This is a genomic window from Pontibacter ramchanderi (assembly GCF_002846395.1).
Lineage (GTDB): Bacteria > Bacteroidota > Bacteroidia > Cytophagales > Hymenobacteraceae > Pontibacter > Pontibacter ramchanderi.
Map to the genome: position 1 here is coordinate 454,479 of NZ_PJMU01000003.1, position 21,894 is coordinate 476,372.

Genomic DNA, 21,894 nt, shown 5'->3' on the forward strand with positions numbered 1-21,894 from the left:
TTAGAAGAAAATCAATCTTAGAAAATCAATCTTATAAGAAGCGATAGACTGATTCCGATTGTCTCTTTTATCAACTTCAACTCAAAAAGAAATCCTCCAAGTTATCTTAAGCCAGCCTCAAATTTCCCCTCCTGCAAAGGTATAGCGAACGAGCGCAGGCGGCTATACCTGCCCCAACAAAAAACGGCGAAAATCTCTTTCCGCCATTCTTGATAAAGTATAACCTAAAGGACTCGTATCCTTTGTCAAAAAATCAAAAAGTCTTTTGTCAAACCACTTACGCCATTACCTCATTCAGATTGGGCAAGCGCAGCCTGCCGAAACGGTGCAGGGTGTTCAGGTGTGAGCGCACAGCCTGCATGAAGGTCTTGCTCTCGATGTATGTGAGGTTGAACTCAGCCGCGGTCTGCTTCACGATTTCCGCGATGGCGGGATAGTGCACATGGCTGATGCGCGGGAACAGATGATGCTCGATCTGGAAATTCAGGCCGCCTACATACCACGATAAAAGTCTGCTTCTGCGTGCGAAGTTCGCGGTGGTGCTCAGTTGGTGAATGGCCCAGTCGTTCTCGATCACACCCGTATTGCTTGGTAGCGGATGGCTGGTGCCCTCCACCGTGTGCGCTAACTGAAACACTGTGGAAAGGATGATGCCCGTCACAAAATGCATCAGCAGAAACCCGACCAGCACTTCCCAGAATGGTATGCCAAAGACAAGTGTTGGAGCCACTAGGATAGAGAAGAAATAGAGTACTTTAAATGCCACTATTTTAGAAAAAGCGACTGCATTTTCGGATTTGGAGTTGGCGTTCACCCCACTTCGGATGTACTTGAAGAACTGTACAAAATCTTTCAGGAGCACCCAATACAGGGTAAGCAGCCCGTAGAAGAACAAGGCATACGCCCACTGCAGCTTGTGGTAAAAACGCACCTTGGTGTGCGGCGAAAACCGCAGAAAAACGATGTCGTCGATATCCTCGTCCATTTCCACTACGTTGGTGTAGGTATGGTGCAGGATGTTGTGCTGCAGCTTCCAGTTAAAGGCCGAAGCCCCCAGCAGGTTCACGGAATGCGCCATCAGGTAATTCATGGTCTTGCTCCTGGAAAAAGCACCGTGGTTGGCATCGTGCATCACGCTCATGGCTATACCGGCCACCCCTACTCCCATTACAAACCACAGCATCAGGCTAATGCCTATACCTGGCGTAAGGGTCAGCAGTGCCGCAAAAGGCACCACGTAGAGCAGTATCAGCACAATGCTCTTGATGAGTAAACGGGAATTGCCTGACTTTGGCAGTTTGTTTTCAGAAAAATATGCATCCACACGTTTGCGGAGCGTCGGGAAAAACAGATTCTTGTCTTTATTAACGAACTTTACTTTGCCTTTAAGCTTCATGTAATCCTATTGTAATCTTTATTCGGAGCCGAATGCAATGGTTTCTACACCCGGGCATCGGCTAGTTATGTGTTTGTCTGTTAACGCTCCAGCCTGTATTTTATCGTGCTTGCCCACTTTTAAAATCTAAACGCGGGGCGGCAGGCACAAAATGGAGGCTACAAATATAGCGGGGATTTGTGGGAGTAACAGCAAGTGCGATTAATTTGATTTTGTCAGCCAATGGCCTCGTTCAGGCCTGGCAGCCTGCCAAAGCGGTGCAGAGTCTCGATGTGGGAGCGCAGGGCCTGCCCAAAGGTTTTGTTCTCCAGGTAAGGTATATCAAACTCAGCTGCCGTCTCCTTCACAATAGCAGCAAGGGCCGGGTAGTGCACATGGCACACACGCGGAAACAGATGGTGCTCGATCTGGAAGTTAAGCCCGCCCACATACCACGAAAGAATCTTGTTGTGCCGCGAAAAGTTAACGGTCGTGTTTAGCTGGTGAATGGCCCAATCGTTCTCGATCACGCCATGCTCATCCGGCCGGGGATGGCTGGTTCCCTCTACTGTATGGGCCAGCTGGAAAACCACCGTGAGCACGATACCTGCCACAAAGTGCATCAGCAAAAAGCCCAGCAACACTTGCAGAAAAGGAATTCCGAAGAACAGCGTAGGCACACCCAGCACAGTAAAAAAGTAAAGGCCTTTCATGGCGAGCAGCTTCATGAACCAGGTTCGGTTCTCCGCTGGCGTGTTGCTGTTCACACCGTTCTTTTTGAAGAGCGCATACTGCACAAAGTCCTTTGCCACCACCCAGTACAACGTGAGCAGCCCATAGAACACGAAGGCGTATACCCACTGCAACTGATGGAAGAACTTCACCCTGGAATGGGGGTTGAAGCGCAGCACCAGCCTGTCCTGAATGTCTTCGTCCATCTCTACCACATTGGTGTAGGTATGGTGCAGGATGTTATGCTGCAGCTTCCAGTTAAAGGCTGAGCCTCCTACCAGGTTCAAGGTATAGCCCATCACCGCATTGACGCGCTTGCTGCTTGAGTAGGCACCATGGTTGGCATCGTGCATCACGCTCATGCCTATACCTGCCAGGCCCAGCCCCATTACAAACCACAGCAGCAGACTCAGCGGGAAGGTTGGCTGAAATGCCAGCAGCGCCGCAAAAGGCAGCAGGTAAGTCAGCAGCAGCACCACGCTCTTCAAGATCATGGTATTGTTGGCGGTTCTCGGGATGTCGTTATCAGTAAAGTAAGCGTCGACGCGCTTGCGAAGGGTAGGGAAAAAGAGGCTTTTGTCTTTGTTGACAAACTTGACTTTGCTTTGCAGCTTCATAGTTTACGGGTGATGTGTGAGAAGATCAAAACTCACACATAGCAGCCATAAAGGCACAAAGCATGAATTGAGGGAATACTATATACAAGCGAATCCGGCGTTTTAAAGTTCAGATGCCTTGGCAGCGCCACGTGTACTTATCACTGAAAAACAGTGTAGCTTGAGCTCTTTCGAAAACACGCACACTACCAGCTTTAATAGCTTATATAAGTATGCAATATACTCAATTTATCAGGATAAACGGTATGTACATCCTGTAATCTAAGATTTTGACCAAAGGCTATCCCTTCTTGCAAGCTCATTAAAAAAGCCTGACCGGATTTCCCGGCCAGGCTTCTTATAGCTATACCTGAAAAAATTACAGGTGAATCACTTCGTCGTAAGCAGCGGCGGCAGCTTCCATCACCGCTTCGCTCATGGTTGGGTGTGGGTGCACCGACTTGATGATCTCGTGGCCAGTAGTCTCCAGTTTACGGGCTACTACTACCTCCGCGATCATCTCGGTTACGTTGGCACCGATCATGTGCGCGCCCAGGAACTCGCCGTACTTGGCATCAAAGATAACTTTCACGAAACCATCCTTCGCACCGGCGGCACTTGCCTTACCAGAAGCTGAGAACGGGAACTTGCCTACTTTGATGTCCAGACCTTGCTCACGGGCAGCTTTCTCAGTCAAGCCAACGGAAGCGATCTCAGGAGAGCAGTACGTACAACCCGGGATGTTACCGTAGTTCAATGGCTCCGGATCGTGACCTGTGATGGCTTCCACGCAGATGATACCCTCAGCTGAGGCAACGTGCGCCAAAGCTGGGCCTGGCACGATGTCACCGATCGCATAGATGCCGTCCACGTTAGTCTTGTAGTACTCGTCCACGATTACGCGGCCTTTGTCTACTTTAATGCCCAGCTCCTCGATACCGATGTTTTCCAGGTTAGTCTGTATACCTACTGCCGAAAGCACTACTTCCGCTTCCAGTGTCTGCTCGCCTTTGGCAGTTTTCACTTTTACTTTGCAGATGTCGCCGCTTGTGTCCACAGCCTCCACAGAAGACTCGGTCATGATGTCGATGCCCGCCTTGCGGAAAGACTTAGACAACTGACGCGATACCTCTTCGTCCTCCACCGGCACGATGTTCGGCATGTACTCCACGATGGTCACTTTGGTACCCATCGCGTTGTAAAAGTAAGCGAACTCCACCCCGATGGCGCCAGAACCTACTACTACCATGCTCTCCGGCTTCTTGTCCAGCGCCATGGCCTGGCGGTAACCGATGATCTTCTTGCCGTCGATCGGCAGGTTAGGAAGCTCGCGCGAACGGGCACCTGTTGCCAGAATGATGTGGTCGGCCTCTACAGTGTCTTTCTGACCGTCGGCCTTGGTTACTACGATCTTGCCCTTGGCCACCACTTTACCGGTACCCATAATGGCGTCGATCTTGTTTTTGCGGAACAGGAACTGGATGCCTTTGCTCATGCCGTCGGCCACACCGCGGCTACGCTTGATCACGGCGTTGAAGTCTACAGAAGCCTCCCCGATCGTAATGCCGTAGTCAGACGCGTGGTTGATGTACTCGAACACGTTAGCGCTCTTCAGCAGTGCTTTGGTCGGGATACAGCCCCAGTTCAAACAGATGCCGCCCAACGACTCACGCTCGATCACACCTACTTTTAAACCCAGCTGCGACGCGCGAATAGCCGCCACATACCCACCTGGGCCACTACCCAGCACTACCAAATCGTATTTTGATGCCATAGTTTCTCTTTTTTAAATGCTGAGCAAAATTAAACGATAATCCCAACTTCACAAAACCCCTTCTGCGACAGTACCATCTAACTCAATAGTAGCACTTTATAAAGCCGAGCCTCTCAAAATAACAAGAATTGCTACAAAAATTGACCGACCTGTTCCGTATTGGGCTGAACTGTTGTATTTTGCGCGCTATAACATGAGGTAACCCCTACTGCATGAAAACAATTTTACTGCTGATCATACCTGTACTTTTTGCACTGCCGGCTTTCTCGCAGAAAGCCGCCACACAGCCTGCCCCGCAGAAGACGGCGTTGCAGCACTTTAACGCAGGTAACCAAAAGTTTAAGTCGGGTAAGTATACCGAGGCCATCAAGGAATACAGTGAGGTGCTGAAACAGGAGCCCGAACACATCGTCACGATGACGAACCGTGGCATCGCCCGCGACCGCATACTCGATTACCGGGGCGCCATTGCCGACTTCGACAAGGCCCTGGCGCTCGACCCCAAACACGTGGAAGCCTGGGTAAGCCGAGGCCTCTCAAAATACAACCTGCAGGATTACAAAGGCGCTCTGATCGATTTCAACACAGCTGTTTCGATTGACCAGAAGCAGGCCCGCACCTATAATAACCGCGGCCTGGTGCGTTACGCCCTAAAAGACTACCGTAGCGCCATCATCGACTATGGCCGCGCCATCACCCTCCAACCCGACTACGCCGAAGCCTACTACAACCGCGGCGCCCCCCGCTATACCAGCGGCGATAAAAGCGGCGCCTGCGAGGATTGGATCAAAGCGGAGAAGCTTGGTCTTAAAGAAGCTGCGCAATACCTGCGGGAGTATTGTGAGCAGAATTCTACTGCTACTAATTCATCGAAGTAATCTAGATTCTTGCTTGCGGTAGGTATGGCGCGAGTGTCCACGCTCGTGACGGCTATCGTTAGGCCTTTGGCCCAGGATCAGCTAAAAAAAGGGACGCTTTACAGCGCCCCTTTTACGTTCACACATTCTAAAGATTAAACTTCGTCTTCATCCAGGTTCTTGCCTGACCGACCAGTAGCCAGCAATTCCTGCTGCACACCTTTGGGCTCTATCGCCATCAGCTTACCTTCCAAATCAGACTTTATTTCCTCAAAAGCCTCTTTATACTTCTTCTCGATCGGGTGGGCAGATGGTAGCTTTACTTTCAGAGCATCCACTTGTCTGCCGTTTTTCCAAAAGCGGTAGCACAAGTGCGGGCCCGTTGCCAGTCCGGTGCTGCCTACGTAACCAATGGTTTGGCCCTGGCTAACGCGGGCACCTTTCCGGATGCCTTTCGCGAATTTCGACATGTGCAGGTATTGCGTCGTGTAAGTTTTGTTGTGCTTGATCTTCACATAGTAGCCATTGCCTCTCGTGAAAGCGGCCTCCAGCACCACGCCATCTCCTACCGTCCGGATCGGGGTACCACGCGGCGCGGCAAAATCGGTGCCCAGGTGCGGCTTATAGCGCTTCTGCACCGGGTGGAAGCGGTTCATGGTATAGCGGGAGCTGATGCGGCTGTACTCGAGCGGCTCTCTCAGAAAAGCTTTTTTCAGACTCTTGCCGTCCTGGTCGTAGTAACCGGCTTTCTGTCCGTCCTGCTCAAAGGCGATGGCATAAAGCGGCTTGCCCTCGTGCTCAAAGTAGGCTGCCTTGATCTTGCCGAAACCGATCACATTGCCGTTTACCTGCTTTTCGTCATAGATCAGCTTGAAATGGTCGCCAGGCTGCAGGCGGCTCAGGTTAAGGCGCCAGGCGTAGATATCGGCAAAGTGGTTGACCAGCTGCGGCGAACCTCCGGCAGCCAGAATAGACTCAAACAGGGAACTTTCGATAAATCCGGCGATAGCACGCTCCACTACTTCCACCTCGCGTTTCTCCAGGCGCACGTCCAGTTCACCGTTCAGGTCGTAGATCACGTACTCCACCTCATTTGGCTCATAGATAAAGTAACGTGCCGTTTGGGCCGAGTCTTGGGCATGCAGGATGATGTAGTTGCGCTTGGCGTTGATCCGGCGCACATCAAATATTTTCTTGGATTTGCGGGCCAGTTGGTCGATGGTGACCGGCGAGATGTTGAAGCTGGCCAGAATCTCTGACAGATTCTCGCCTCTTTCCACGGTGCCTTCTACAATTTCGAGTGTGTCGGTGGGGATGCCAAAGATGATCGGGGCGGGCTTTTTAACTTTCACCACTGGCTCTGGTTCAGGCTCAGGTGCTTTTTCCTCGTTCGGAAAATTGAAGTTTTTGAAGCTGATTGTTTGCGCTGCCGTGATAAACACGAACAACGACACCGCGATCAGGATGGCTAGTCCGACACTACGTTTGAACATTACGGGGTACCTTTGGTTGGAAGAATGGCACGAAAATATGGTTAAACCGATAGAAATAAAAATATTTCGCAACACAATATTCAGATTATAAATATGTTGCAAACTATATTCAGGTACAGAATATAGCATCAAACACTTTTCAAGGCATCATCTCCAATTGTACATTTCCACATATATAGCAATGCAAATAACTAGCAATCAGAAAATTAGAGCTAAATAAAACTGGAGGATGCGGCGGCTCTTCTGAATAAAAAAATCTTTTATAACTTTGACCCTTATGAAAGCACTAGAAGGAAAAGTAGCCCTCGTAACCGGGGCATCAAAAGGTATAGGTCGCGCCATCGCCGAGAAATTGGTAGCGATGGGCGCACAGGTAGCATTCACCTACCTCTCAAGCGTTGAAAAAGGCCAGGCCCTGGAGCAGGAACTGACTGCCAACGGCGGCAAAGCCAAAGGTTTCCGTTCCGACGCCTCTGACATGGCGCAGGCTGAAAAGCTGATCGAGGATGTGGTAGCCGAGTTTGGCAAGATCGACATCCTGGTGAACAACGCAGGTATCACGCGCGACGGACTGCTGATGCGCATGACCGAAGAACAGTGGGATGCGGTGATCAATACCAACCTGAAATCTGTATTTGCTTTAACCAAAGGTGCCACCAAGCACATGATGCGCGCCAAGAGCGGCTCGATCATCAACATCACGTCCGTGGTAGGTATAAAAGGTAATGCCGGACAGGCCAACTACTCTGCTTCTAAAGCAGGCATCATCGGCTTCACCAAGTCGGTAGCGCTGGAGTTGGGTTCGCGCAACATCCGCTGCAACGCTGTAGCCCCTGGCTTCATCGAAACTGAAATGACCGGCGAGCTCGACCAGAAAGTGGTAGACGAATGGAGAAAAGCTATACCTCTGAAGCGTGGCGGTACGCCAGAAGATGTGGCCAATGCCGTAGCCTTCCTGGCATCAGACCAGTCATCGTACATCTCTGGCCAGGTGCTGCAAGTAGACGGCGGCATGCTGACGTAATAAGTGAGTGATTTTTGATTGAGTGAATGATTGAGGCACTAAAAATTTCTCATTATTCATTCATCATAAGTCATTAATAAAAAGACCAATGCTGTGGCGTTTACGTTAGTAGCATTGGTCTTTTTGTTTTATCTTTAATCTTGAGATTATTTGATTCTTTAGAAGGAGTACTTCTCAAACTCCTAAACTTTTTAACTCCCAAACTCTTTGGATTCTTTCCGCCTCATAACGACCTATTCGCCCTGGCTGATCCTGGCCTGTCTGGCTGTTGGTGCGCTCTATGCCTGGCTGCTGTATAGCAAGCGTATGCCCTGGTCGAAAGGTATAAACTATACCTTGGCGGCAGTGCGCTTTGTGGTGGTGAGTTTTCTGTGCTTTCTGCTGCTCGGCCCCCTGGTACGCTACGTCAAAAACAGCACGCAGGCGCCCACTATCGTGTTCGCTATGGATAACTCACAGTCTGTGGCGCTGTTTTCGGACTCGGTACAGCTGCAGCAGGCGCAGCAGGCCTTACAGAGTTTGCGTGACAAACTGCAGGAGCAAGGGATACAGACCGAAGTGCGGGTGCTGGGCGCATCCGATGCTCCTCAAAACTTAAGCGACCTAAAGTATGAGGCCGAGAGCACTAACCTGAGCGAATTGCTCCGCAACGTGCAGCTCGACTTTGAGCAGCAGAACCTGGCTGGCGTTGTGTTGCTCACGGATGGCATCGTGAACCAGGGCACCTCTCCTACCTACAGCAACTACAGCTACACCATCTACCCGGTCGCCGTCGGCGATACTGTGCCTAAGAAAGATATTGTGATGGCCTCTATGCGCTATAACAAGGTAAACTATAGTGGCAATCGTTTTCCGCTGGAGGCCGAGCTGCAGCAGCAGGGTTTCGATGGCAGGACTGTGACGGTGCAGCTGAAGGAAAACAAAAAAGTAATTGACCGCAAAACCGTGACCCTCAAAGCCGGCCAGCCACTGCAGCAGGTGCCGTTCCAGGTAATGGCCAGTGGATTAGGCAAGCGTCACTACGAGGTGGAAGTGCTGCCACAGCAGGGTGAGTTTACGGAACTGAACAACTCGCGGAGCGCTTACATCGATGTGGTAAAAGGCAAGATTAAAGTACTGGTGGCCGCCGCTTCTCCGCACCCGGACATCAAGGCGCTGCGTGCTGCCATCGAGTCGAACGAGAACTATGAAACGGAGCTGTTTATACCTGGACTGACTACCCTGAAGCAGCAGGACTATGATGTAGCGGTGCTGCACCAGTTGCCGGGCCGCACAGCCGGTGGCGATGCCGCGCTTAACCTCGTGCGCCAGAAGAACCTGCCCGCTCTTTACATCGTGGGCCCGCAAAGCGACATTGGCAATTTCAACCGCCTCAACGTCGGCATCCGCATCAACACACCAGGCCAGTCCGACGAGGTAACCAGCGTCATCAACCCGAACTTCAGTACCTTTAAAGTAGCTGAAGAGGCCACCGAGCGACTGCAGCAGTATCCGCCTGCTACGGTGCCTTACGGCGATTATCAGCTCACGCCTAATACGGAAACGGTGCTCTACCAGCAGGTAGGCCGCGTGCGCACGAACAAACCGCTGCTCACCGTGCAAACTGTGGGAGACAGACGCAATGCAGCCCTGCTGGCATCTGGTACCTGGCAATGGCGCCTCACCGAAACAGCCACCCACGAAAACGCCGCTGTATACGACAAGCTGATCACCAACCTGGTGCAACTGCTCACCGCTCCCCGCAACAAAAAGCGCCTGAACGTATACCCGCAGCTGAACGAGTACAGCAACTCCGACGAAATCCGATTTTCCGCTGAAGCCTATAACGAAGCGCTGGAGCCCATCTATGGTCAGAACATTACCCTCAAGATTCGAGACGCGGAAGGGGCAGAGAAGTCCTTTGAGTTTGCCAACGGCGAGAACCAGTCCGGGGTGAATATCGGCACCTTGCCGGGCGGCCGCTATACCTACAACGCCTCGGCCCGCATCAACGGGTCGCTGCAGCAGGACAAAGGCGAATTTGTGGTAGAAGAACAACAACTGGAAGCGCTGCATGCCGTGGCCGACCACAACCTGCTCTACCAACTGGGAACCAATACTGGCTCCAAACTCTACTACCCGGCCCAGCTGCAGCAGCTCGAGCAGGACATCCTGCAGGCAGAGCACAAAGACCTGATTTACAGCACGGAATCCCTGAATGACCTGGTAGACCTGAAGTGGCTGTTCTTCGTGATCCTGGCGCTGGTATGTAGCGAGTGGTTTGTGCGGAAGTACAATGGAAGTTACTAGCTTTACTGTAGCATGATGAAAGATCCGGCATTCCCCCACCCTGTTGTACTCGAAACAGAGCGCCTCTACCTGAGCGAACTAACGCCTGCCATCTACCAGCACCTGTTCACCGCCTGCAGCGATGCGGAAATAAGCGCTTACCTCGGGCTGAAGAATGCGGCTGAGTTGGCAGAGGAGAAAGACAAGTATAGCAAAGGGCTAACCACCTATTTCCACTCCTTCAAGAATTTCAGAATCCTACACAAGGAAAACGGTACGGTGCTCGGCCGCTGCGGCTATCATACCTGGATTGTGAGCCACCGCCGGGCCGAAGTTGGCTACGCCCTGCTCGAGGACAGCTACAAACAGAAGGGCTACATGAAGGAGGCCCTGGGCCCCATCATCGCCTATGGCTTCGAGGAGATGGGCCTGCGACGCGTCGAAGCCCTGGCCGCCGATTACAATACGCCTTCCATTAAACTGCTCAAACGGTTTGGGATGCAGCTGGAAGGCGTGATCCGGGAGCATTATGTGGTGAATGGCCTGAACGAAGACTCAGTGCTCTACTCCATCATCCGCCCCGATTACGACCGACTTAAACAATCATGGAACCTACAGTTTCAAATTCGTTATCCGGAGAAGGTGTAAATAATTAAATTGCTGAGGGTTAGGTGCAGCATTGGGTGGGTCGCCACCTCTGCCTACAGGAAAACGGAAAGGCTACGTAGCCCCACTACTTCATACCTCAACTTTCTACCTTCCCAACTTTTTACCTTTTTAACCCTAAGTACCTCTCAACTCTTAAATTCTTAAACTTGAAATACATTCTCGTTAATAAGCCTTACGAAGTCCTGACACAGTTTACCGACGAAGCTGGCCGTGCCACGCTCAAGGATTTTGTGCATGTGCCGAACATTTATCCCGTTGGCCGACTGGATTACGACAGCGAGGGCCTCGTGCTGCTCACCGATGACAAAACGCTGCAGCATCGTCTGTCTGACCCGAAATTCAAAATTGAGAAAACCTATTGGGTGCAGGTGGATGGTATACCTACCGAAGAAGCGCTGGAGGAACTGCGGCGCGGTGTGACGATCAAAAATACAAGGACGGCCCCTGCCAAGGCCATGCTTTTGGAAAACGAACCACAGGTATGGGAGCGCTCCAAACCAATTCGTTTCCGGAAAGAAATCCCGACGAGTTGGGTAGAAATTAAAATATCGCAGGGCATGAACCGGCAGGTGCGCCGCATGACCGCCGCGGTAGGCTTCCCGACCCTGCGCCTGATCCGGCCGGCCATTGGGCCACTTAACCTGGGCAAACTGCAACCCGGCGAATACCGGGAACTGACCGAAGAAGAAGCGGCCAGGCTTAAAAGCCTGACTGCGGGCAGTAGTTTTGGAACCAGTAACAGACCAAAGGGAGCCGGAGGCGCGATTAACAGACCAGGCAGTGCCCGCAAAAGCAATGGTGGCAGGCACTACGACAGCCGCAACAATTCCAGCCGAAAGAAGCGTATCGACCGATAACTTATTTTTTGAGTATATCCTGCACAATCTTCACAGCATGCTCCCGGGAGTTTTCGATAAACCACACATGCGTTTCCATGCCGCCGCACACTACGCCCGCCAGGTATAGCCCGGGCAAATTGGTTTCCATGGTCTCGGGGTTGTGATATGGGTGCCGGTAGAAGTCATCCGACAGCTTCACCCCCACCTTCTCCAAAAAGGCAAAGTTGGGCTGGTAGCCGGTCATGGCCATCACAAAGTCGTTGGGGATCGTTACTTTGCCCTCCGGCGTCTGGATATCAACTTCCTGCTCCCGAATTTCGGTCAGCTTGGAGTTGAAATAGGCCTTGATACTGCCTTCAGCGATCCGGTTTTCCAGATCGGGTTTGATCCAGTATTTGATGCGGCCCAGCTCGCTTTCGCGCACCACCATGGTAACTTCAGCCCCCTTGCGCCAGGTCTCCAGGGCTACGTCGGCCGAGGAGTTATTGGCTCCCACCACCAGTACTTTCTGCTTGTAATAGTAATGCGGGTCGTAGTAGTAATGGCGCACTTTGGGCAAATCCTCGCCAGGAATAGCCAGCAGGTTGGGGATGTCGTAAAAGCCGGTTGCCAGAATTACATAACGTGACTGGTAGTTGCCTTTGCTGGTGCTGGTCAGGTATAGCGCACCCTCCCGGCTTATACCTGTCACTTCTTCAAACAGCAGGATGTTCAGTTGCCCGATGTCAGCCACCCGACGGTAGTACTCCAGTGCCTCGCTTCGGTTAGGTTTGGGGTGAATCGACGGAAAGGGAAAGCCGCCTATCTCCAGCCGGTCAGCCGTGGAGAAGAAGGTCATGTTGAGCGGGTAATTGAAAAGGGAATTGGTAATGGTGCCTTTCTCGATGATCTGGTAAGAAAGCCCTGCCTTTTCAGCTTCCAGTCCGCAGGCTAAACCAATGGGGCCGCCGCCTACTATCAATATATCGAATGTGTTATTCACTGTTACGTGCCTGGTTATGGTAGAAAAACTGCCGCATGCTGGAGTTTATGAAAGAGTAATACGCAAGTTAGCTCAATTTACTCACGTTCTTTTCCCATGGCATAGGCAATGCCTCCCCACATGTGCTGTAGAAAAGCTGGCTCACTGTAACTTTCTTCGGTATGGCCCAGGCCGGTATAGAAAGCCCTGCCCCCATCGTAAGCATGGTACCAGGCAATCGGGTGATCATTCCCGTGCTTGCCCCCTCTGTAAGTTGATTCGTCGAGTTTGGCCAATACCTGTACCTCCGGATTCAGGTTTTTGAAATTATACCATTCATCGGTCCGATCCCATCTGGCTGGTAGTCCTGCTGTGGCCGGGTGGGCTTGGTTCACCACAGCTACCACTGCCCGTTGCACTTCAGGATGGCTTTCGAACTGCGCTCCAACAAGTTTTGTGTACCAGGGCCAGTCATACTCGGTGTCAGCTGCGGCATGTATACCCGCAAAGCCTCCTCCACCCCTGATATAATTTTCGAAGGCTGTTTGCTGCTCGGGGTTCAGTACATCAAGCGTCGTGTTCAGAAACACAACAGCCTGATACTTTTGCAGGGAATCTGCCACAAAATAGGTTGCATTCTCGGTTGTGTCTACTTTTACCTGATGCTCCAACCCTAGCTTCAGCAGCGCCTCCTTGCCAGCATGTATAGCGGCATGCCGAAATCCCGCTGTTTTGGAGAAAACAAGAATGCGTAGCTGATCTTCCTCAGGCTGTGTCGACAAAGGATGATCTTTTGAGTTACAGGCTTGAAAGCTGCCAGCTAAAAACCATACCAGCAGGTATAGGAGCAGGGTATACTTCATAGGTGCAAGTAAATAAGGTCTATAGGCTCCATCAAAAGCACTATACTAATTCCGGAATCCCGATTCTTTTTAAGAGATCATAAGTACCATCATAAAACGCAGGTTGCCTGCTGTGATCTTCACTATCACCATAAGGTATAAACAGTACCATACCCTGGCGAGCCCTTGTTAACAATACGCGATACGCATTAGCCAGGTAAATAGAAGCGAGCCGACTGTTGACATTCTGCCATTTCGTGCCTTTAAATTTCCGGCAAACCCACTGGTTATTCTGATACGAGAAATCACCGTCCCAGCATACGCAGCTCCAATCCAACTCTAGTCCCTGTATATCAAACTCGGTAGCTACTTCTTCCAAAAAGTAAGAAGCCCGCACATCCTCTTTATCGTTCAAAAACCAGATGGGCGCTTCGATTTTACTTTTCACATGCACACCAAAGGGCTTCAGTCTATACCCTCCGGAAGACGCCAGTAAGCCATACCTTTCTGAGCCACGGGCCTGCCCTTTTAGCCATCTTTTGGCTTTGGCGAGATCTCTGGTTAGAACAATGGGATAGTTATGCTGAATGGCTCCATACAGACTTGCAGCTTCCTGCTCTTCTCCAGCTATCAGCGCACGCACAAAATCCGACAATCTTTCAGAGCGAAACGACCTCACCGAGACAGCCAGATGAAGATCGTCCCGTGCAAAAGCCTTTTCAGCGGCCAATTCATGGAGCAAATTCTGGCTCCAGGTATACTCATACTTATCCAGCACATGACTGGAGTAATACACTTCCCAGTCCGGAAAATTCTGCTGCAGTGCCTGAAACCACGCACCTAGCCCGGCTTCTCCGGTGTTAATCTCCTGGCCGCCGCCAATCAGGCAGACAATCGTACACCAGTCCTGGTGCCTATCCATGACACTGATCAAAAACTCCGGTTCTGATTTGTCAAAATCAGCGACTCCTTTTTTGCGCCGCATAAAGCTGGATGCCTGCTCGGCTGTCCAGGCGCGCTGTGCCTCATCAAACACGACTACTTTTTCAATCGGTGGCTTTTCATTATCCACCAGCGCAGCGTCTCTGAAATGATGGATGTTCTGAATAAAACTCTTTACGTTTCGCTCGGCATCTATCTTTGAGAGTTTCTCTCCCGCCCCTTTGGCCTCCTCCACCCTGTTCCGGCTCAAAGCCTCCCGAAGCACATCAACCAAAGGCCCATTACCAGATAGAAAAACAGCATGCTCCTCCTCAGCTACTTTGTTGCGCTCGGTCGCAATGTTGAGCCCAGCCAATGTTTTGCCAGCACCAGGCACGCCGGTAACGAAACAAATCGCCTTGAGCGAATTTGTCTTGGCACGGTCGATAATGTCGGCTATACAGGCTGCAGTTTTGGAGAGATTTTCTGCTCCTGCATCCGATCGGGAGATTTCCTGCACGCTGTGCCCCCTATACAAAGCCTGCGCTGCCTCTACAATAGTAGGGGTTGGTTTGTATGCGGCCTGTTGCCAATCATTTACACAGAATTGCTGTGGCGCAACGTTTGCCAGCACTGCATCGATGACGTGGGGTAAGGTATAGCTGTTGGCTTTGAGTGGCAAGAACACATGGTCATCATGGTGCCGAATCTCGTTTTCAACTGATGGGGCTGAGGTGGAGACCAGGATCGGGACGATCATTTTGTCGTGGCTTGCAGCATGAAAATTCTTCAGGTCGAGTGCATAATCAGTCACCTGATCCAGGGCATGTTTCGGGTAATGCTTCTCTCCCACTTTATACTCGATCACAAAGATGACCCCGTCGATCACCAAAACATTATCCACCCGCTTTCCCATTCTAGGTATAGCAAACTCGAAAAAGATGTTTCCGCTACGGCAGGAATTAAGACAAGTCTTCAGGTGATCGATCTGGAAGACCCACGCATTTTTCTGCTGATCCTCCAGCGCATGCCCATGGTTTTTGCTCAGTAACCCGAAGATCTTTTCGCTCTCGTCGGTTAAAAAACTAGCTAGTGTACCTGCGTAGTACGATCTCATGTTGGGTCTTTTAGACAAGTAAAGGAATGAAAGCAGACGGCCTTTGAGCCTAATGTTACATATATTGAGGATTCAATATAACAAATGTTTTACAGGGCTGCTCTTTCTTCCATAATTGGGTTCAAATCCTTAGCTTTAGACACACAAGCTAATCTACGCGAACCTTTACCTACAACTACACAATGCAAAAACGTATACTTTCAGCAGCCCTGCTGGTGGCCCTGAGCGGGGGCGCTGTGCAGGCTCAGAAGAAAGCACCCAAGCAGCCTGCCTACACACCCGCCAAAGAACGACTGCAGGCATTCGACAAGCGGCAGCAACTCGAGCAAAGCTCCCTGGCCCGCAACGTGGCCTTCCGCAACGTGGGCCCGACCGTACAGAGCGGCCGCATCACCGACCTCGATGTAAACCCGAAAGACCCCACCAATTTTTACGCAGCCTATGCCTCTGGCGGACTTTGGAGAACTACAAATAACGGCATCTCCTTTGAGCCGATCTTCGATAACGAGGCGGTGATGACCATCGGTGACATTGCCGTGGACTGGAACAACAACGAAACCATCTGGATAGGCACAGGCGAAAGTAACTCCTCCCGCTCGTCATACTCGGGCGTGGGCGTATACAAGAGCACCGATGGTGGCAAAACCTGGCAGCACATGGGCCTCGACGACACGCACCACATCGGCCGCATCGTGCTGCACCCCACCGACCCGAACACCCTTTGGGTAGCGGCTGTGGGGCATCTGTACTCGCCCAACAAAGACCGTGGCGTTTATAAAACCACCGACGGCGGCAAGACCTGGAAAAAAACGCTGTACACAGACGACAACACAGGCGCCATTGACCTGGTGATTGACCCGAAAAACCCGAACAATTTGTATGCGGCCATGTGGCACCGCGAGCGCCGCGCCTGGGACTTCGTGGAGGGCGGCAAAACCTCTGGTATACACAAGTCCACGGACGGCGGCAACACCTGGACCCGAGTGAGCACCGAGGGCAGCGGCTTCCCTACTTCTGCCGGCGTGGGCCGCATTGGTCTCGACATCCATCCGGGCAACCCGAACATCCTTTACGCTTTCCTGGACAACCAGGAGCTGCGCCAGGTGGAGAAGAAAGAGCCGAAAGCCGGTGAACTGCAGAAAGACCAGTTCAAAAACATGAGCACAGAGGCATTCCTGGCGCTCAACGATAAGGACCTGAACAACTACCTCGACAACAATCGCTTCCCCGCCAAGCATACCGCCAAAACGGTAAAAGCCGATGTGAAGAGCGGAAAACTGAAACCGGCTGCTTTGGCCTCCTACCTGGAGGACCCGCTGGCCGTGACCACGGAAGCTCCGGTGAAAGGTGCTGAGGTATACCGTTCTGACGATGCAGGAAAGACCTGGAAGAAGACGCACGAAAAGCCGATCGACGACATGTACTCGAGCTACGGCTACTACTTTGGGGTGGTGCGTGTGGCGCCTTACAACCCGGATAAGATCTACATTTTGGGTGTGCCTATCCTGACTTCGGACGACGGTGGTAAGACGTTCCGCAACATCGAGGGCGACAACGTGCACTCCGACCATCAGGCCCTGTGGGTGAGCCCTGACAAGCCGGGCTACATCATCAACGGTAACGACGGTGGCCTGAACATCACCTACGACGACGGCAAGACCTGGGCGATTGCCAACACACCGGCCGTGGGCCAGTTCTATGCCGTGGCTGTGGACATGGAGAAGCCTTACAACATCTATGGCGGTCTGCAGGATAACGGTACCTGGTATGGACCGAGCAACTACAAAGCCAACACCTCCTGGACGCAAAGCGGTCGCTACCCGTACCAGCGCCTCGGCGGTGGCGATGGCATGATGGTGCAGATCGATACCCGCGACAACAACACGATCTACCTCGGCTCGCAGTACGGCAACTACGCCCGCGTGGACAAGCGCACAGGGCAGCGTGTAACCGTGAAGCCAACGCACGAACTGGGCGAGACACCGCTGCGCTTTAACTGGGAAAGCCCGATACACCTGAGCCGTCACAACCAGGATATTCTGTACTTCGGCTCCAACAAATTCCACCGCTCCATGAAGAAGGGCGAGGACATGCAAACCCTCTCAGGCGACCTGACCAACGGCGGCCTAAAAGGCGACGTGGGCTACGGCACGCTAACCAGCATCGACGAATCTCCGCTGAAGTTCGGCCTGCTCTATACGGGCTCCGACGACGGCGCGATTCATGTGTCGAAAGACGGCGGTTATACCTGGGAGAACATCTCCAAAAAACTGCCGCAGCACATGTGGGTATCTACGGTCGTGGCCTCTAACCACAGCGAGAACCGTGTGTATACCTCGCTCAACGGCTACCGTTGGGACGATTTCACGCCCTACCTGTATGTGTCGGAAGACAACGGCAAGAAGTGGGAGCGCCTGGGCACCAACTTGCCTGCCGAGGCCATCAACGTGGTGAAGGAAGACCCGAAGAACCCGAATCTGTTGTACGTAGGCACCGACCACGGTCTGTACGTTTCGCTCGACCGCGGCAAGACCTTCATGCAGATGCGCAACGGCATGCCGGCTGTGTCGGTGCACGACCTGGTGGTGCACCCGCGCGATAACGATTTGATTGTGGGCACGCACGGACGCTCGATTTACATCGCCAATGTGGAGCACCTGCAGCAACTCACGCCAGAAGTGCAGAACCAGAAACTTCACCTGTTTGCCTTCCAGCCGACGAACTACAACCCGCGCTGGGGACAAACCTGGGGCGCCTGGGGTGAGCCAGCCGAGTCGACACTGGAGATTCCGTTCTACACCGCCCAGGCAGGTACCACCACTATCCGCATCAAAACGGATAAGGGCCAGGTGCTGAAGGAGCTGAAAGACGAGAATGAGCGCGGCCTGAACTACGTGACTTATAACTTCTCGGTAGACGAGGCCAAAGCCAAAGCCTACGAAACCGCTCTAAACGGCAGCAAGAAAGACGGCGAGGAAGCGACGAAAGTAGAAGCCGCTGCAAACAAGGTGATTTACCTGCAGCCTGGCAAGTATACCGTAGAAGTAGAGACAGCCGATGGTGGTAAAGCAACGTCGGAGTTTACACTCAAAGCACCCGAAAGAAGAAGCCGAGGCTAGTTTTTAGCTTTGGCTATATGATAAGGCAAAGGCAGTTCCGAGAGGGGCTGCCTTTCTTTTTTATACCTACAGCTCTGAATAAAAGGAGGCTTGGCACACATCTTGTTATTAAATATTTACTATATTAGATACGTATACTGCAACAATTATTTAATACTAACACTTAACTCATCTTTATGAACAGCAAACTTTTACTTCTCGCCCTTTTTCTCTTCACTTCTATTACAGTTATGGCGCAGGACAAATGGGCACCCAAATTGGGCTACGGCATCGTATATGCGGGCAACGGCGATATACCTGGCCACTGGTTTATGGCAGGTATGCAAACGCACCTGTCGAAACGCTCGGGTATTGAAATCATGGCTAGCGGCACATACATTGAGCAGACCCGCCGCTGGGGACAAGGCTACGAAACCTTTCAAAAGTCAAACGGGGTGGCACTCGAGGGGTCTTACAATCTATTCTTCAATGCGGGCCCTGTGCAGATTTACCCGGCTGTGGGTCCGGTGCTGAGGTATGCCAGCGAGCGCGACCTGAACGGGCTTTCGATACACACCGACGGGCAAGGGAACATCACAGAATTCAGCGCCGATATGCGTTCCAGAAACGGCCTGCAGGCAGGCTATGTACTGGCGCTAAACCTGGACGTAAAAGCAACACAATACCTCACTTTCGGTCTACGGGGCTCCGTGCAAAGCTTTCTTGATGGGCAACGGCTGGCCGCGGTGGGCATCACCTTGAAAAATGTGCGGTGGTAGTTGCCTTGAGCCAGGCGCAATAATCAGCGATTCGCCTTTCTTTGTTTTGAAGCGCTATACCTCCCCTGTATGAAAAACCCATCTGCCTGTTGCTCGGCAGGGCCACCAAAGTAACTACCGGGGCAGTAATAAAAGTTAAAACGAAGCCCGAAGCGACAAAATGAAATTTCGGCCAGGGGCAACTATACCTGAGGAATAAGGGCGATAGCGTACGTTGGTGATGTTTTCGATGCCTGCGCTCGCTGCCAGGTGCTGGCTCAATTGGTAGCGAGCCTTCAGGTTGAGCGTGGCCCAGGCGGGACTGTAAGGGTTTCCGTTTGCATCGGCAGCGTAGAGGTAGGCTTTGTCCTGTTCTTCTGGGGCCAGCTGGCTATACCTGATGGCCCCGTTGTACTGCGCATACACATCGGCTTTCAGTCGGTTGCGGGTATAGGTAAGGCGGGTAAGGCCAAACGACGGCGCCGCATGCCGCAAGGGAGCCTCTGTGCCGTTGTCGAGCTCCTCGCGCCCGCGCTGCAGGTTATATCGGGAGGAGAGCCCAAACCCCGCTGGCAGTTTCATCTCTATACCTGCCTGCACACCCCACACCCTTACAAAAGCGGCATTCTGAATCGCCTGCACCTGACTCCACTCGCCCTCGTATTCGATGCTGCTCTGCCCACTCAAGGTATAGTCGCGTCGCACCAGCGCATCCTGCAAGTAGGTATAGAAAGCGGTGGCGTCCAGCTTCAGCACATCCCCAAACGTTTTGGCAAAACCCAAATCGGCATTGTAAGCATACTCCGGCCTAAGATCGGGATTAGGCACCACGACCAGGCCAGGCGCCGAATCGAAAATCTTGCCGATGTCATCCACGTTTGGGGACCGGAAACCGGTGGACAAATTCGAGCTCAGCTGCCAACTCGGTTGTGCACTGTATACCAACCCGGCACTTCCGGTCACAGCACCTGCGTTGATGTCGGCGGAAGTGAATGGCAGGTTGTAGAATCTTTTATCGAAGTCTGCATGGAGCAGCACGTGGTTATACCTGGCTCCGGTGAGCACTGTGAGCTTCTCTCCGGCTTTGAAGCGGTAGGTCAGAAAGGAAGCATAAGAACTCCAGTCGGCGCCGTTAGGGTAGCGGGACGGCCCCGGAACTAAGTCGCCTGTACTGTTATTTTCGTCAGTGCCCGTGGAGGCTACCTTGTTGTAGATCGCCTCTAGCCCATAAAAAAGATGATGCCGCTTGTCCAGCGCTTTTTCAAAATCAAGGTTGGCTGAGAAGGCGTTTACTTTTTCGTAGCGGTTATACCGGGTCGGCTTGCCCAGGTCACGGTTATGGCGACTCTCCTCAAACAACTGGTACGCCAATCCAATATTCAGCTGATCGAAGAATTTGCTGCCCGCCTGGCGCCTGGCCTGCAGGTGCTGCATGGCCCATACCTGCGGACCGTAGTACCACTCCGCCGAACGCAGCTTGCCGTTTTTATACAGCGTCAGGCGGTCGTAGCGAGGTACGTCGGAAGTGGTGGCGTAATGGAAACCGTATTGCAGGTCCCAGTTCTCACCTGGCCTATACCTGATCTTCTGCATCAGGTTCAGTTGCTCGTAGCCCGTGCGCACCTGCAGCCTCGGATCAGTGTTGGTGAGTACTTCGTCCTGGCCGTTATGGCTGCGGACATATTCCTTTCGCAGATAATCATCCGGGCCATGCGCCCCCATACGCAGGTCACCGAAGTCGCTGAAGGTGGCACTGGTCAGAAAGGCCCATTCCTTAAAACCCAAACGCAGGTCCAAGTGGCCGGTTTTTTCGCGGTTAGCCGACGACCAGCGGGTGGTCGCGCTGCCTTTCAAAAGCGGCGAATCGTCTGTTGCAAATGCAGGCGTCAAGGTATAGAAGTTCATCACGCCCCCGATGGCATCGCTGCCAAACATCACCGAGCCTGGCCCAAAGAGTACCTCCGTTTTGGCGATGGCAAAAGGGTCGAGTGAAATAACATTTTGCAGGTTGCCACTCCGGAAAATAGCCGTGTTCATGCGCACACCGTCCACCGCGAGTAATACCCGGTTGGCAGCAAAGCCACGGATCATGGGGCTTCCGCCTCCTCCCTGGCTTTTTTGGATATATACCTCTCCGGCCTGCCCCAGCATATCGGCCGCGGTCTGGGGTTGCTGCAACTGCACATCCTTCGATTCGATGGTGCTCACCCGCTGCGGCACTTCCTTTGCGTCCTGTTGCCAGCGGGTCGCCGAAACAACCACCGTGCGCAGCGAAATGTTGTTCTCGTGCAGGTATAGCTCAAAGCCCTGCCGCTCCAGTTGCGCATAAGCCATAACGCGTTGGTCGTAGCCCACCAACCGAACCACCAGGCTGTCGAGGATGCTGAACGAACTGATATCGACCTGTCCTTTCCTATCGGTAAAGTGGATCTGGTCCGACGTTTTGCCGGAGAGCTGCACCATTTCCAGGGGCTGCTGCGTGACCTGATCTCTTACAGTCAATATTTGTGAGAAGGTGGCAGTAGGGAGCAGGCACAACCCTCCAATCAGGAATAGAAGCTTCCTCATGC

At 52.4% G+C, this 21,894-nt stretch carries 15 protein-coding genes; 7 read left to right on the forward strand and 8 right to left on the reverse strand.

The genetic code is table 11. The features are described from left to right. Positions 1–277 precede the first annotated feature (277 nt). The 3 genes from BD749_RS14580 to lpdA form a co-directional block, all read right to left on the reverse strand. Positions 278–1,396: a fatty acid desaturase family protein gene (locus tag BD749_RS14580; RefSeq protein ID WP_101445642.1), complete on the reverse strand. Its 1,119-nt coding sequence runs from the start codon at positions 1,394–1,396 to the stop codon at positions 278–280. Positions 1,397–1,611: 215 nt separating this feature from the next. Then, entirely contained in the window at positions 1,612–2,724 is a 1,113-nt protein-coding gene (locus BD749_RS14585; RefSeq protein ID WP_101445644.1) for a fatty acid desaturase family protein, read from the reverse strand. A gap of 358 nt (positions 2,725–3,082) precedes the next feature. Beyond that, positions 3,083–4,477, reverse strand: coding sequence for a dihydrolipoyl dehydrogenase (gene lpdA, locus BD749_RS14590; protein ID WP_101445647.1), 1,395 nt, complete (start codon positions 4,475–4,477; stop codon positions 3,083–3,085). A 212-nt stretch (positions 4,478–4,689) separates the two neighbouring features. Between lpdA and BD749_RS14595 the strand changes: the two genes are divergently transcribed. After that, the gene (locus BD749_RS14595) at positions 4,690–5,355 is read left to right on the forward strand and encodes a tetratricopeptide repeat protein (RefSeq protein ID WP_101445649.1); all 666 of its coding nucleotides are present in this window, start codon (positions 4,690–4,692) and stop codon (positions 5,353–5,355) included. Between the two features lie 134 nt (positions 5,356–5,489). Here the strand turns inward: BD749_RS14595 and BD749_RS14600 are convergent, their stop codons facing one another. Further along, the gene (locus tag BD749_RS14600) at positions 5,490–6,827 is read right to left on the reverse strand and encodes a M23 family metallopeptidase (RefSeq protein WP_101445651.1); all 1,338 of its coding nucleotides are present in this window, start codon (positions 6,825–6,827) and stop codon (positions 5,490–5,492) included. A 277-nt stretch (positions 6,828–7,104) separates the two neighbouring features. On the opposite strand from BD749_RS14600, the gene fabG reads away from it, so the two are divergent. From fabG to BD749_RS14620, 4 genes are all read left to right on the forward strand, one after another. After that, entirely contained in the window at positions 7,105–7,851 is a 747-nt protein-coding gene (gene fabG, locus BD749_RS14605; RefSeq protein ID WP_101445653.1) for a 3-oxoacyl-[acyl-carrier-protein] reductase, read from the forward strand. Between the two features lie 207 nt (positions 7,852–8,058). Continuing rightward, positions 8,059–10,140 carry a hypothetical protein gene (locus tag BD749_RS14610; RefSeq protein ID WP_101445655.1) on the forward strand — a complete coding sequence of 694 codons (2,082 nt, stop codon included), beginning with the start codon at positions 8,059–8,061 and terminating at the stop codon, positions 10,138–10,140. 12 nt (positions 10,141–10,152) lie between these two features. Further along, positions 10,153–10,767, forward strand: coding sequence for a GNAT family N-acetyltransferase (locus BD749_RS14615; RefSeq protein ID WP_245869239.1), 615 nt, complete (start codon positions 10,153–10,155; stop codon positions 10,765–10,767). A 167-nt stretch (positions 10,768–10,934) separates the two neighbouring features. Further along, a complete protein-coding gene (locus BD749_RS14620; RefSeq protein ID WP_101445657.1) occupies positions 10,935–11,645 on the forward strand; it encodes a pseudouridine synthase in 711 nt (236 codons plus the stop codon). Between the two features lies 1 nt (position 11,646). Here the strand turns inward: BD749_RS14620 and BD749_RS14625 are convergent, their stop codons facing one another. The 3 genes from BD749_RS14625 to BD749_RS14635 form a co-directional block, all read right to left on the reverse strand. Continuing rightward, complete coding sequence (locus BD749_RS14625) at positions 11,647–12,609, reverse strand: YpdA family putative bacillithiol disulfide reductase (protein ID WP_101445659.1); 963 nt, start codon at positions 12,607–12,609, stop codon at positions 11,647–11,649. Between the two features lie 77 nt (positions 12,610–12,686). Next, positions 12,687–13,451 carry a ThuA domain-containing protein gene (locus BD749_RS14630; protein WP_101445661.1) on the reverse strand — a complete coding sequence of 255 codons (765 nt, stop codon included), beginning with the start codon at positions 13,449–13,451 and terminating at the stop codon, positions 12,687–12,689. Between the two features lie 40 nt (positions 13,452–13,491). Further along, entirely contained in the window at positions 13,492–15,468 is a 1,977-nt protein-coding gene (locus BD749_RS14635) for a DUF2075 domain-containing protein (RefSeq protein WP_101445663.1), read from the reverse strand. 182 nt (positions 15,469–15,650) lie between these two features. Here BD749_RS14635 and BD749_RS14640 point away from each other — a divergent pair, with 182 nt between their 5' ends. Together BD749_RS14640 and BD749_RS14645 are read left to right on the forward strand one after the other, a co-directional pair. Further along, entirely contained in the window at positions 15,651–18,587 is a 2,937-nt protein-coding gene (locus BD749_RS14640; RefSeq protein WP_101445666.1) for a WD40/YVTN/BNR-like repeat-containing protein, read from the forward strand. Positions 18,588–18,763: 176 nt separating this feature from the next. Continuing rightward, a complete protein-coding gene (locus tag BD749_RS14645; RefSeq protein ID WP_245869242.1) occupies positions 18,764–19,345 on the forward strand; it encodes a hypothetical protein in 582 nt (193 codons plus the stop codon). 135 nt (positions 19,346–19,480) lie between these two features. Here the strand turns inward: BD749_RS14645 and BD749_RS14650 are convergent, their stop codons facing one another. Further along, positions 19,481–21,892 carry a TonB-dependent receptor plug domain-containing protein gene (locus BD749_RS14650; protein ID WP_101445670.1) on the reverse strand — a complete coding sequence of 804 codons (2,412 nt, stop codon included), beginning with the start codon at positions 21,890–21,892 and terminating at the stop codon, positions 19,481–19,483. Positions 21,893–21,894 lie beyond the last annotated feature (2 nt).

What these genes read in the sequence shown, in the direction of transcription:
- BD749_RS14580 (WP_101445642.1), bottom strand. Translation starts at nt 1,396, where the DNA reads ATGAAGCTTAAAGGCAAAGTAAAGTTCGTTAATAAAGACAAGAATCTG.
- BD749_RS14585 (WP_101445644.1), bottom strand. Translation starts at nt 2,724, where the DNA reads ATGAAGCTGCAAAGCAAAGTCAAGTTTGTCAACAAAGACAAAAGCCTC.
- lpdA (WP_101445647.1), bottom strand. Translation starts at nt 4,477, where the DNA reads ATGGCATCAAAATACGATTTGGTAGTGCTGGGTAGTGGCCCAGGTGGG.
- BD749_RS14595 (WP_101445649.1), top strand. Translation starts at nt 4,690, where the DNA reads ATGAAAACAATTTTACTGCTGATCATACCTGTACTTTTTGCACTGCCG.
- BD749_RS14600 (WP_101445651.1), bottom strand. Translation starts at nt 6,827, where the DNA reads ATGTTCAAACGTAGTGTCGGACTAGCCATCCTGATCGCGGTGTCGTTG.
- fabG (WP_101445653.1), top strand. Translation starts at nt 7,105, where the DNA reads ATGAAAGCACTAGAAGGAAAAGTAGCCCTCGTAACCGGGGCATCAAAA.
- BD749_RS14615 (WP_245869239.1), top strand. Translation starts at nt 10,153, where the DNA reads ATGATGAAAGATCCGGCATTCCCCCACCCTGTTGTACTCGAAACAGAG.
- BD749_RS14630 (WP_101445661.1), bottom strand. Translation starts at nt 13,451, where the DNA reads ATGAAGTATACCCTGCTCCTATACCTGCTGGTATGGTTTTTAGCTGGC.
- BD749_RS14635 (WP_101445663.1), bottom strand. Translation starts at nt 15,468, where the DNA reads ATGAGATCGTACTACGCAGGTACACTAGCTAGTTTTTTAACCGACGAG.
- BD749_RS14640 (WP_101445666.1), top strand. Translation starts at nt 15,651, where the DNA reads ATGCAAAAACGTATACTTTCAGCAGCCCTGCTGGTGGCCCTGAGCGGG.
- BD749_RS14645 (WP_245869242.1), top strand. Translation starts at nt 18,764, where the DNA reads ATGAACAGCAAACTTTTACTTCTCGCCCTTTTTCTCTTCACTTCTATT.
- BD749_RS14650 (WP_101445670.1), bottom strand. Translation starts at nt 21,892, where the DNA reads ATGAGGAAGCTTCTATTCCTGATTGGAGGGTTGTGCCTGCTCCCTACT.